The organism is Barnesiella sp. WM24 (genome assembly GCF_004570975.1).
GTDB lineage: Bacteria > Bacteroidota > Bacteroidia > Bacteroidales > Muribaculaceae > Muribaculum.
Window position 1 is genome coordinate 210,656 of the sequence record NZ_SPPC01000003.1, and the last position, 12,439, is coordinate 223,094.

11 protein-coding genes are annotated in these 12,439 nt (G+C 41.1%); all 11 read left to right on the forward strand.

The window, feature by feature from the left end; translation table 11 throughout:
* Window positions 1-80 precede the first annotated feature (80 nt).
* The 11 genes from E4T81_RS04200 (at window position 81) to E4T81_RS04250 (ending at window position 12,418) form a co-directional block, all read left to right on the forward strand.
* Window positions 81-1,310 carry a site-specific integrase gene (locus E4T81_RS04200; protein ID WP_135041719.1) on the forward strand — a complete coding sequence of 410 codons (1,230 nt, stop codon included), beginning with the start codon at window positions 81-83 and terminating at the stop codon, window positions 1,308-1,310.
* 429 nt (window positions 1,311-1,739) lie between these two features.
* Complete coding sequence (locus E4T81_RS04205; RefSeq protein WP_135041721.1) at window positions 1,740-2,276, forward strand: UpxY family transcription antiterminator; 537 nt, start codon at window positions 1,740-1,742, stop codon at window positions 2,274-2,276.
* A gap of 22 nt (window positions 2,277-2,298) precedes the next feature.
* On the forward strand, window positions 2,299-3,111 hold the full coding sequence (locus tag E4T81_RS04210; protein WP_135041722.1) for a hypothetical protein: 813 nt from the start codon (window positions 2,299-2,301) through the stop codon (window positions 3,109-3,111).
* 207 nt (window positions 3,112-3,318) lie between these two features.
* Window positions 3,319-4,101, forward strand: coding sequence for a hypothetical protein (locus tag E4T81_RS04215; protein ID WP_135041723.1), 783 nt, complete (start codon window positions 3,319-3,321; stop codon window positions 4,099-4,101).
* Between the two features lie 4 nt (window positions 4,102-4,105).
* Window positions 4,106-4,978, forward strand: a complete 873-nt coding sequence (locus E4T81_RS04220) for an NTP transferase domain-containing protein (RefSeq protein ID WP_135041724.1) — start codon at window positions 4,106-4,108, stop codon at window positions 4,976-4,978.
* Window positions 4,975-6,561, forward strand: a complete 1,587-nt coding sequence (locus E4T81_RS04225) for a phosphotransferase (protein ID WP_135041725.1) — start codon at window positions 4,975-4,977, stop codon at window positions 6,559-6,561. Before E4T81_RS04220 ends, E4T81_RS04225 begins: the two co-directional genes overlap by 4 nt.
* Window positions 6,558-8,069, forward strand: coding sequence for a BCCT family transporter (locus tag E4T81_RS04230; protein WP_135041726.1), 1,512 nt, complete (start codon window positions 6,558-6,560; stop codon window positions 8,067-8,069). Before E4T81_RS04225 ends, E4T81_RS04230 begins: the two co-directional genes overlap by 4 nt.
* Window positions 8,070-8,098: 29 nt before the next feature.
* Complete coding sequence (locus E4T81_RS04235; RefSeq protein ID WP_135041727.1) at window positions 8,099-8,812, forward strand: hypothetical protein; 714 nt, start codon at window positions 8,099-8,101, stop codon at window positions 8,810-8,812.
* 33 nt (window positions 8,813-8,845) lie between these two features.
* Window positions 8,846-10,294 (forward strand): lipopolysaccharide biosynthesis protein, encoded by a 1,449-nt coding sequence (locus tag E4T81_RS04240; RefSeq protein WP_135041728.1) that lies wholly within the window; start codon window positions 8,846-8,848, stop codon window positions 10,292-10,294.
* 122 nt (window positions 10,295-10,416) lie between these two features.
* On the forward strand, window positions 10,417-11,625 hold the full coding sequence (locus tag E4T81_RS04245; protein ID WP_167761679.1) for a CDP-glycerol glycerophosphotransferase family protein: 1,209 nt from the start codon (window positions 10,417-10,419) through the stop codon (window positions 11,623-11,625).
* Window positions 11,626-11,635: 10 nt separating this feature from the next.
* Complete coding sequence (locus E4T81_RS04250; protein ID WP_245207002.1) at window positions 11,636-12,418, forward strand: glycosyltransferase family 32 protein; 783 nt, start codon at window positions 11,636-11,638, stop codon at window positions 12,416-12,418.
* Window positions 12,419-12,439: the final 21 nt, after the last annotated feature.

Here is a 12,439-nt window from a genome sequence, read left to right on the forward strand (position 1 = left end):
CTCGATTCAAGATTGTCATGACATTATTTATAAACTATGTGTAGTCATATTTTTGTGAGTTATTTATCAAAAACAAAATTATGGCATCAGTAAAGATAAAATTTCGTCAATCATCGGTCAACGGCAGGGAAGGGACACTGTTTTACCAGATAATACATAACCGTCAAGTCAGGCAGATTTATACCGACATCCACATATATAATAATGAATGGGATGCGGAACGGTCGGTTATAATAACACTCTCTGATACGGATACCGACAGGGCAAAGTATCTTGAATCGGCAAATATCACTATGCGAGAGGGATTGTCACGGCTTGCGGCAATAATCTCCGGGTTGAAAAGCAAAGGTTTGCCATATACTGCCGGCGAGGCTGTGGCGGCGTTTAACTCTCCTCTCACTGTAGTCGGGGTGGTGTCGTTTACGCGACGGCTGGTTTCAGACATGAGAAAGATAGGCAAGCGGTCGGCGGCAAAGCGTTTTGACATCTCTCTGAACAGCCTTCTGCGCTATACAGGCGGCAGTGAGGTGGCCTGGGATGACATGTCATCTACGTTTGTCCTCGGCTACGAGGAGTTTCTTGCAAGAAGGGGATTGTGTCGCAATTCAACTTCCTTTTATATGCGTAATCTTCGTGCGATTATGAACCGTGCGGCAGAACATGGTTTCCCGACACCGTGTAATCTGTTCCGGCATGTCTACATGGGCGTTGACCGGACGGTCAAGAGAGGCGTGTCGCTTGACACAATATGCCGGATACGTGATATGGATCTTGACGGACATCCGTCGCTCGATTTTGCCCGTAACATATTTATGTTTTCATTCTATACGAGGGGCATGTCGTTTGTCGACATGGCTTTCCTGAAGAAGAGCGACATGAGCTGCGGCGTGATAACTTACAAGCGCAGCAAGACACGCCGGCAGCTGCAGGTAAAGGTCGAGCCGGAAACGAGCAGAATCATGGAAAGGCTGGGGGAGTGTGGGTCGTCATACCTGCTGCCCATAATTACTGACGACGATTGTGACGAACGACATCAGTATGAGAACGCTTACTCCCGGGTAAACAGGAATATCCAGAAAATAGGGGTAATGCTTAATCTCAGGGCTAAACTGACCCTTTATGTGGCGCGCCACGCCTGGGCAAGCATTGCTCATGCCAATAATGTGTCGCTTGGTACAATCAGCAAGGCTATGGGGCATGACTCTGAAAGCACTACTTTAATATATCTCAGGTCGCTTGACACAACTTCCGTTGACAAGGCAAACAGTGACATAATAAAGATGATGGGGAAAAAGAGAAAAAAGGAATGACTTGCGGATTTTGATTTGTAAGTAAGCAAGATTCTCCGGGAGAAACTGATGCAAGAAGACAATATTCTGTAAATCAGTCACTATAAAAAGACTTAACAGAAGGATATGCAAAACATCTGTTTTGCATATCCGATATTTATAGCTAAATTAAAAGTGGCAAATGAAAATATAATTCACATAAGTATGGCTATTTCTAATATTTTGACTAAATTTGCAATCACGAAAGTCAGTTTCTCCCGGAGAAACTGAGGAATACTTGTAGAAAATACAAAGAAAAAACAGTGATAAAAACTGTGGCAAGACAGCGAGGCTGCCAAATTATAAAAAAAGCCTCTTCTTTTTAGCACACACGTTTAACTGCCTGTATGTCAGAAATATCTGGCTTCAAGCAGGACTTGAAGAATTGCCATAAAGTCACAGAAGCCTCTCATGGTGACCTCGGAAAAACAATGGTTTGTAATGCGCGACCTGAAGCGCAGAACCTCCAATACACTTGCCATCCATGACCTGAATAAAGCAGGATTTGAGGTGTTTACCCCTATGACGCAGAAAGTGATGACCATAGGCGGTCGGCGTCAGCGACGCGATGTCCCGGTAATTCAAGACTTGCTGTTTGTCCACGAAGCGAAAGATGCCCTTGACCCGTTTGTAGAAGCGTGTCCCACGCTTCAGTACCGGTATCTCCTCGGCAAGACAAAAGACGAGCCGATGACAGTGAGAGATAGGGATATGCATCGCTTTATGATTGCCGTTGACACCACTGACACCCCTCTGTATTATCGTCCGGGCGAAATCACCGAGTCGATGTATGGAAAGATGGTCCGTATCATCGGCGGTCCGTTAAACGACTACGAAGGTCGCCTTCTGTCGGTAAAAGGGATGAGAAAGCGCCGCGTGGTTGTTGAGATTCCGGGCTTGATAGCCGCTGCTGTCGAAGTTGATCCGGAATTTATACAGCCTGTATAATTAAGATATAACAGATTTTTACATGCGGACAAGTCTTGTCAGCGCCAACGCCGTAAAAGGCAGATCCGGCGATACCGGAGATCTTACAGCATATTCCCGTTACCTCATGATGAAGGCTCAGATTGCCGGCAATCTGAGGTTTGACGGACACAGTGCCACAGATGATGAGCGCGTTGTAGCGCGTCAATGCCGCGAGCTGAGCGACAGAATAGCTCGTCGCCTCAACACGTGTAAAGAAGGTGACATCGCCGACCTGCTTGACTGTTACGACATCGTTTACCGCATAGGAAACGACGCTCTGCCTGACCGCGACTTTATGTGCCGTCATAAGCACCGCGCGTTTATGGTATGGAAATCAGGGGTAGGGGACGTTACGGAAAGCGCGGTGTTTGGCATGATTGCCCCCGAGGTGAAATATCAGCGCGGAAAAGCACGTGAAGAATATGTTGACGCATACTTGATGATTCTGAAAAACTGGATTGACACCCTCGGCAGGCATTATACATTCTTAAACGTCACGGCCGTCGAGAACTACAGGCGCCTCGCCCTTGTCATGAAGGAAAACCTCGGAAGTGACTTCCACGACGCAAAGCTACGATGGTATAAAAACAACTGCGTCAACGACCTCTCCACGCTCTCGACTCAGATACTGCGCAGCTACCAACGCTTCATCAACTCCATCACCACCGACATATTGGATTTTGATGAGAAGATGAGCATAGACCAAAAAATCATCACCGAACTCTCCACCCGCACCGACCTCGACCCCCACGACCGCGAAGCTTACCGCATGGCTCTTGATTTCAACCGGGAAATGGTCGAGGAATACCAATAACCTCTCCTCACCCACCACCGCCCCGCCCTCCATAATAAAACATATGGCGGCATTATATCGCTCAGGTGAATTCTATGATTTCAATATAATAAGCTACCATTTTGCCGCCGTTGCAAATGAGCCGCTATAAAATGCGGTATATCTTAATGCCTAATACAATAGCTACCGGTATCAAGTTTGCAACTATCACAATTCAACTATTTAATAATGAGAAAAAAAGTATTTGCAGTTATCCTTTTCTGTTTTGGAGCTTACTTGTCAATATTAGCAGAAGAAGTTTCAGAAAATTCAGTAGTCAAAAATAATTGGGGAGAAAAACTTATAAGATCTCCGTTTGGTCTTGGTCTTGATCTCCAGACCAAATATGTGTGGCGAGGCATGGAGATGATGACTGAAGACTCTGCTCCGGTTCTATTTCCATCAGTAAATTATACTTATAAGAACCTCTCCCTATATATGATGGGGGCTTATGCAATTAATGGCAAATACGCAGAGGTTGACCTCGGTATCAGCTACACGTGGAAAGGGTTGAATATCGGATTCAACGATTATTATTATCCGACAGTAGATGGTAAGGAAGACAAGTATTTCGGTGGAGGCAAGCATACAGGGCACTGGTTTGAGGGAGTCATAACATATGCACCGGAAAAAATTCCGTTTTGGATTACGGTCAGCAATTTCTTTGCCGGCGCTGACAAATATGTAAATGACGAAGGTAAAGAAAAACAAGCTTATTCTACATACCTTGAATTAGGAACATATTATGACTTCCTTGATAACAACCGGGTGTCATTGACGGCAGGAGCTGCGTTGAACAAGTCTTGCTATAACAATTACGAACATGACTTTTCTGTATGCAATCTAGAGTTCAAATATACATACAATTTAGTATTCAATAGCGGATGGAATCTGCCATTGAATGTTGCCTATATATACAACCCGGTGTTCGACAAGGCGTTTATTAACTTTACAGCAAATTTCGCTTTTTAAAATAATGAGCGAAAAAAAGATAAATGCGATAATTATGGCAGCCGGTACATCGTCTCGGTTTGTCCCGTTATCGGCTGAAATACCTAAAGGCCTTCTTGAAGTAAAGGGTGAAATCCTTATTGAGCGTCAGATTCGACAACTCAAGGAAGCCGGAATAACAGACATTACAATTGTAGTCGGTTACAAGGCTCACAAGTTTGAATATCTCAAGGACAAATATTGTGTCGAGTTGGTTCTTAATGAGGATTTTAATCGATACAACAACACTTCTTCCATGATAAGAGTTCTTGACCGTCTCGGTAATACGTACATCTGTTCCTCTGACAATTATTTCCCGGAGAATGTATTTATTGAAGAGCCTGAACATAGCTACTACAGTGCTCTTTATGCTAAGGGAGAGACCGGCGAATATTGTATCGTCACTGATTCCAACAACAATATAACGGGTGTAAGCATAGGTGGAAAAGACTCTTGGTATATGGTTGGTCATGTCTTTTTTTCCAAGGACTTCAGCTATGCTTTCAAGAAATTGCTGATTGAAGAATATGCAAAAGATGAAGTAAAGCAGGGATACTGGGAGGATGTCTATATCAGCCATATTAATCAACTGCCACAAATGTCAATGAGACGATATGCAGAGCATGAGATTGAAGAATTTGACTCAATTGATGAATTGAGATTATTCGACAAATCATATATCTCAGATACTCGTTCGTCTATTCTGAAGGAGATTGTCGGAAGAATGGAATGCAAAGAGGAAAATCTTTCCGGATTCAAGAAATTGAAAAATGATGGTGACTATCTTCTTTTTTCATTCCTGAAAGATGGTGTGGCTTACTGTTTCAATGAATCAGACGACACCATAATTAAGTTATGAAGACAGCCGTAATTCTTGCAGCTCGAAAAGAACGTGATTCCGAGATACCTTATCCTCTGCAACAATTTGCAGAGGGAATATGCCTCATGGATCGTAACCTTTCTATATTGAAAGATTGCGGATATGAGAATATCTATATCGTGGCTGGTTTCAGATATGATATGTTTCATAAGTATCATGGTGATGGAGTCTCTGTAATCAACAATAATGATTATGAGTTCACCGCCTCGATGGGTTCTCTTGCCTTATGCAAGGATTTCATCAAAGATGACTTCTTGCTTGTAGAAAGTGACACCTTTTTTGAAAAGAAAGTAGTGGAACAAGTGACGATAGTCACTGAAGGCAACTGCCTGTCAATGACAGAAGAAAGTGGTTCCGGCGATGAGTGTTTCGTGGAAACAAAGCACGGCTTTGTCACAAAAATCACAAAAGACCGTCATCGTGTCTGCAATTTCGAAGGAGAGATGATGGGCATCACCAGAATCTCATTCAAGACTTTCTCAAGGATGATTTCTGCGTGGGAAAATTCTTCAAACCCATATCTGAATTACGAATACCTTCTGATGGATGTGACCGAACCACTTGACCGCCCATATATACGGTTCAAGAATGTGATATGGGGAGATGTCGATTGCAGGGAGGATTTCAAAAAACTGCAAAATGAGGTTTATCGGAAACTCAGACGAAGAGAAAACCCATTTGATGAAGAAAATCTGAGAAGTCACCTTCAGAAGATTTTTGAAGACAAGGATATCTCAAAGGCCGAGATTGTTAAAATCGGCGGTATGAGCAATAAAAACTTCAAGGTCACAATTGACGGAAAAAGCTATGTGCTTAGAGTTCCCGGCAACGGTTCAGAAGGTATGGTGGAGAGAACTAATGAGGAATTCAACGCGCTCGAAGCATGTAAGCTCGGGGTAAATCCTGAAATCAGATACTTCAATCCATATAATGGCATAAAGCTTGCCGATTTTATTGAGAACGCTGAAACGCTAAATGCCGCCACTATACAGCGTCATGACAATATGCGCAAGATTGCTGCGATTTACAGGAAAGTTCATAACTCACATATCCGATTGAAGAATGAGTTCAATCTGTTTCAAGAGATTGAAAAATACGATCGACTGTTGCTGAAGGCGGGAGCCACGATGTATGAGGGCTGGGAAAATGTCAGGCCCCGTGTTATGACATTGGAAGGTTATCTGAATTCTCTTGGTGTTGATCTTAAACCCTGCCACAATGATGCACTTTATGAAAATTTCATCAAGTCAACAGATGGGACAGTATATCTAATTGACTGGGAGTATTCAGGCATGAACGACCCAATGGCAGACTTTGCCGCCCTGTTTATTGAGGCAGGGTTTGAAAAGGAGAACGAGGATTATATACTTGACAAATACTTTGAGGGGAACATACCTCCGGAAGCACGAGAGAAGATCCTGTGTTACCAGATTCTATGGGATTATCTTTGGTCCCAATGGACTGTAATAAAGGAAGCAAAGGGTGATGATTTCGGAACATACGGTATTGACCGTTTCAACAGGGCTATATCTAACTTGAAAAAAATTAATTTACAAAAATGACAACTGAAAAAAGGGAAATAGATTGGGCGACTATGCTCATACCATTCGGGATTGTAATTGCAATGATGGCAGTATTCATGATTGCCCCGGAATCGTCCAAAAGCGTCGTCGACACCATGAGAGGTTTTTTCGGCGATACAATTGGCATTTATTATCCTTTGATTGCAATCGGAGCTGTGCTCTGCTCGCTATATATAGCGTTGACTCCAAAATATGGCAATGTGAAACTTGGCAACACCGACAAGCCTGCCTATAGCAACTTCAAGTGGGGTACAATGATTTTCACCTCCACTATGGCCGCCGACATCATGTTTTATTCTCTGATTGAATGGGCACTATATGGTGGAGAGCAGCACGTTCATGAGCTCGGTGGCACACAGATGTGGGCACCGACCTTCACCCTTTTTCATTGGGGGCCGCTCGCATGGGGATTCTATGTGATTCTTGCTGTCTGCTTCGCCTTCATGATTCATGTGCGCCAGCGTCAACGTCAAAGATTCTCGGAGGCTTGCCGCCCGCTTCTCGGAGATAAGGTTGATGGATTTTGGGGTAAAGTTATTGACGTGACAGCAATCTTTGCAATCGTTTGCGCGACAGCGACAACATTCTCACTTGCCACCCCACTGCTGACAAATGCCATGGGCAGTGTCTTCGGATTTGAACCGACAACAGCAATCACGATTCTTGTACTGCTACTAATCTGTGCAGTCTACACGATTACAGTATTGTTCGGGATATCCGGGATAAGTAAGCTCGCGGGCATATGCTCATATCTGTTTTTTGCGATATTGTTGTATTTCCTATTCCTTGGAGGAGAAACAGGATATATCATCGAGACCGGCTTCCAGTCGTTTGGCAACATGATTCAAAACTTCATCGGGCTATCCACTTATATGGATCCTCTCCGCGAAAACGGATTTGCACAGAACTGGACGGTTTATTACTGGGCATACTGGCTTGTTTGGTGTGTCGCCACGCCATTCTTCATCGCCATCATCTCGAAAGGTCGCACAATCCGGAATGTTGTATGGGGTTCTTTCGGCTGGGGACTTGCCGGAACCTATCTGTCGTTCATAATTCTTGGAAACTACGGTCTCGCGCAGCAGATGAAACATGGAGTCGATGCAATCGGCCATATAGGAGCCGGAGGTGAGATGTATGAGGCAATCCTTATGATATTTGACACACTTCCCCTTCCATGGCTTGCGCTTATCCTGCTAACAATCACAATGATTGCCTTTTATAGCACCACACTCGACGGCATTACCTATGTGACATCATCTTATAGCTACAAACAGATAGCTCCCGATGAAGAACCATCGCGCAAAATACGCGGTTTCTGGAGCATAATGTTGATTCTTTTACCGATAGCACTGCTATTCGCCCAGAACTCGCTTTACAGTTTGCAAGGAGTGACAATCATAGCCGCCTTCCCCGTAGGAATCCTCCTCATCCTCATAGTAATCAGCTTCTTCAAAGACTTCAAAAGCTGGAGCCGCCAAAAGTAACCGAAATTATGTCAGAAGACAAAAATACCATGGAGTCCCCCTATTCCGAGGGACTCCGGCAATCGTTGACTCCTGCGGTTATAAAGAAGGTTCGTAGGGATCTTGGTTCGGACAACTCGTCAACTGTCGGTAATAATATCCTTGATATAGCTGCTGGATTTATTCCGGTAATTGGACTCGTAAAAGCCAAGACTTCATTTCATGGTTATAGGGATTACAAGACTGCAAAAAAGTTGCTGAAATTTATGGAGACTTTTTCCCAAGAAGACTATAATCCGGAAGAATTGGACGACATGGCTCACGAGATTCAGAATATCAACTCTGAATCATTGTTCGAGAACATGATGGATATTCTTGACAGAATTGACAATGCAAACAAAGCCGTTATCTTAGCCAATATACTTCGCCATAGCATAAAGGGAGACATTTCCCGCCCAAACTATCTAAGACTTTGTTGGATAATAGCCAATGTCCCGTATATCGACCTTCTGCAATTGCATAAATACAGAACCGACTTTTATGAACCGTCTTCAACTGAAATCCTATCGGCCAATGGGCTGATTCACGAGACAGTGATTGACGGAGGTGAATTTGATGCAGAAGATTCAGATAAAGGAGGTAGCAAATTCGGACTCTCTCCATTGGGCGAAGAGATGCTTCACTATGGCCTTTACAACATAGACTGGCAATATAACGGTGTCGGAAGACAGGTTCCGAATCCCAAATGGCGTACCATTAAATAAATACACTGATTCGATTTAATATCAAAATTAGTAATGGCTGAAGATTTAAAGAAAGAAACGGCCAAAGGCGTAATTTGGAGTGGTGTTGATAGGTTTGTGAGTGGAGGGATTGTCTTTCTTGCAAATATTGTTCTTGCACGCCTTCTGACGCCTAAGGATTTCGGTCTACTGGCAATTATTGCCATATTTGTGCAGATTTCGCAGACTTTCATCGACAGCGGATTCGGCAATGCGTTAATCCAAAAGAAAGATAGGTCACAGACTGATTACAGTACGGTTTTTTTCTTCAATCTTGCCTTGTCAATAGGATTCTACATTGTCCTTTATTTCTGTGCTCCGTTTATAGCAGAATTCTTTGAAAACGAGAAACTGACGGTTCTAACAAGAGTCGTTGGGCTTAATCTTATAATCGGAGCTCTCGTCTCAGTCCACAAAACAAGATTGACCATACAACTAAAATTCAAGATTCAGGCTGTTATATCATTGATTTCTTCATTTGCGTCAGCGACAGCAGCGATATGGATGGCTTATCACGGCTACGGAGTTTGGTCATTGGTGGCATTGACAATTATCAACATTGCACTTCAGGTTACACTTATATACATTATGATAAGATGGAGACCGTCAATGATATTTTCAAAAACAGCATTTAAATCACTTTTCTCATACAGTTCCAAACTCTTGGGAGCATCGCTGATTCACCTATTATATAGAAATATATATCCAATCATAATAGGGAAGAAGTTTTCAGCGATTGATCTTGGATATTTTAATAGGGCCGATACATTTGCAATGTATGTACCATACACAATTGGCTCAGTGATTTCAAGGGTGGCTTTCCCCATTTTCAGTCGAATCCAAGATGATAACACTCGGTTAAGAAAGGCCTATTCACAATATATAGTTTTTACATCATTGTTTATATTCCCTCTCTTGGTAGGAATAATCGTATTGGCAAGACCTTTAACATTAGTAATTCTTAAAGAACAATGGCTTCCCATGGTTCCTTTGCTTCAGATTCTCTGTATAGACTGGATGTCAGACCACCTATGTTCCATAAATTTAAATGTACTATATGTTAAAGGCAGATCCGATCTTGCTCTGAGACTGGAAATCGTAAAAAAAGTTTTAGCAATAATTATATTTTTTGTTAGCCTTTACTGGGGAATAATAGGTGTATGTTGGGGGCGAGTTGTATATGGAGCGATAGCGGTATATCTAAATTCATATTACACTAAGAGACTGATTAATATAGGCATAGACCAACAGTTAAAAGATATTCTTATACCATTAGGGCAATCTTTGTTAATGGGTGTCGTTGTTTTTATTTTTTCAAATATGATTCATTGCTCAATAGTATTGAACTTGATATTTTCAATATTAATTGGAGCATTGTCCTATTTGGGAATTATTGCTTTGACAGGCAAAAAATATTACTGCGAAATACTTCCATTGTTAAAGACTATAATGAGAAGAGGTTGAAAATTTAAATCAGTTGTTCATTTATTATGAAAAGTCTACTTAAATCACTATTGTATTTTTTTCTAAAAGACAGAATGTATATATTGCTGAATAAACGTAGGTTTTATCTTTATCGAGGGAAAATGCTTCGAAAAGCAAAAAAATATAATTGTTCAAAGAACAAGATTATCGAATTGATTTCAAATAAAGATAAAATAAGGATTCTATTTTTTGTCTATAATTTAGGGATGTGGAAATACGAGGGTCTTGTCAGGTTATTGTTAAGCCATCCAAAATTTGAGCCAATAATTGTTCCATTTGCAATGCCTGAGAATAGACCTAAATTTAATCGGTATAATCAAGAATGTATTATAAATTATTGTAAAGACAACAATTTCCCATTTAAAATAGGATACGATGCCTGTAGCAATGAATATAACGACTTAGAAGGAATTGATCCGGATATAGTCGTATATACCCAGCCATATAATACAGGATATGAAAAGTGGAGAATTGATAGATATCTCAAGAATTGTTTGTTTATATATACGCCGTATGGGTTATCTGTTACGAATGATAAAGTTCTGTATGATACATATCTTAATAATATAGCGTGGAAAATTTTCGCATCATCTCCTATGGAGAAGGCTGTATTACAAAAGGCCATTACAACAAGAATTAACATTGTAGTGACCGGTGCTACATTATATGACCAACTTAATCAGGCATATAGTCAAAAATCTCCATGGCGTAATAATAGAAAGAAAAGAGTTATCTGGGCGCCACATCACTCAATGGATAGTAAATACTCTTTTTCAAGTTCAAATTTTGAAAGAATTTGTTCAGACATGATAATGCTGGCAAACAAATTTCAAGATACAGTTGAGTTCGCTTTTAAACCGCACCCAATATTGAAAGAGCGACTAATAGAGAAGTGGGGAAAGGAAAGAGCTGACTCGTATTATACTTTATGGGAAAGTATGCCAAACACAATGATATGTTTGGGGGCTTATACCGAACTTTTTGCATTTTCGGATGCTATGATTCATGATTGTGCTTCATTCGTAGGTGAATACCTATACACAAACAAGCCGGTAATGTACATATATAAGGACAGAATCCCACCGGCGAGTGTTGATAATGAGTTCGGTATTGGTTGTTTCAATTGTCATTACCACGGACATTCGACAAATGATATTGAGGAGTTCATCACAAACGTGGTTTTAAGAGGAGAAGATACAATGAAAGATAAAAGAGGCGAATTCGCTCAAACACAGCTTTTTCCACCTAATAACCTTTCAACGGCAGAAAATATGTTAAACGAATTGGAGGAATTATTAATTGCCCACTAATAAATAACAGATGATGATCACTTTAGCTCCTGAAATCCCTAAAATGATACATTATTGCTGGTTTGGAGGAAAACCGTTGCCTCCATTAGCCCAAAAATGCATCGCATCATGGAAAAGATATCTTCCGGATTATGAGATAAAACAATGGGATGAGTCAAACTTCGATGTTAACATAATCCCATACACAAGTCAGGCATATGAGGCAAAAAAATACGCATTTGTAAGTGATTTTGCCCGGATATGGTTGCTTTACAAATATGGGGGGATATATTTTGACACAGATGTTGAAGTCATCAAGCCATTGGATAAAATAATCTCTGCAGGTCCTTTCATGGGTTGTGAGAATAAATTTGTTCCAAACATGCCTCCAGTAAATCTGCATATTAATCCTGGTCTTGGATTGGGAGCGACACCCATGATGAATATTTTTCATGAATTGTTGGAATTGTATAGTTCTCTTCAATTTATAAAAGAAGACGGCTTTTTAAACCTTAAAACAATTGTTGAATACACATCTGAACTTTTTGTACAACATGGATTAACGAACAGTCCCGATATTCAGAAGATAGAAGGAGTCAACATCTATCCTTGGGACTATTTTTGCCCGATGACACCTACCCTAATAATGACTCTAACAGAAAATTCGGTAACAATTCATCATTATTCAGCATCATGGGAAGATGGAAAAGTGAGGTTTCGTAGAAAAATTAAAAGGTTGTTGGGTAGTAATATCATAAAGTACATTCAACCTGTAGTTGAAAAAATTCATAAACTCATCCGGATTTTTCACTGATAAGAATGTACCCCTATTTTG

Coding starts and splice junctions, on each gene's coding strand:
- E4T81_RS04200 (WP_135041719.1), top strand. CDS start 81: ATGGCATCAGTAAAGATAAAATTTCGTCAATCATCGGTCAACGGCAGG.
- E4T81_RS04205 (WP_135041721.1), top strand. CDS start 1,740: ATGGTGACCTCGGAAAAACAATGGTTTGTAATGCGCGACCTGAAGCGC.
- E4T81_RS04210 (WP_135041722.1), top strand. CDS start 2,299: ATGCGGACAAGTCTTGTCAGCGCCAACGCCGTAAAAGGCAGATCCGGC.
- E4T81_RS04215 (WP_135041723.1), top strand. CDS start 3,319: ATGAGAAAAAAAGTATTTGCAGTTATCCTTTTCTGTTTTGGAGCTTAC.
- E4T81_RS04220 (WP_135041724.1), top strand. CDS start 4,106: ATGAGCGAAAAAAAGATAAATGCGATAATTATGGCAGCCGGTACATCG.
- E4T81_RS04225 (WP_135041725.1), top strand. CDS start 4,975: ATGAAGACAGCCGTAATTCTTGCAGCTCGAAAAGAACGTGATTCCGAG.
- E4T81_RS04230 (WP_135041726.1), top strand. CDS start 6,558: ATGACAACTGAAAAAAGGGAAATAGATTGGGCGACTATGCTCATACCA.
- E4T81_RS04235 (WP_135041727.1), top strand. CDS start 8,099: ATGGAGTCCCCCTATTCCGAGGGACTCCGGCAATCGTTGACTCCTGCG.
- E4T81_RS04240 (WP_135041728.1), top strand. CDS start 8,846: ATGGCTGAAGATTTAAAGAAAGAAACGGCCAAAGGCGTAATTTGGAGT.
- E4T81_RS04245 (WP_167761679.1), top strand. CDS start 10,417: ATGCTTCGAAAAGCAAAAAAATATAATTGTTCAAAGAACAAGATTATC.
- E4T81_RS04250 (WP_245207002.1), top strand. CDS start 11,636: ATGATGATCACTTTAGCTCCTGAAATCCCTAAAATGATACATTATTGC.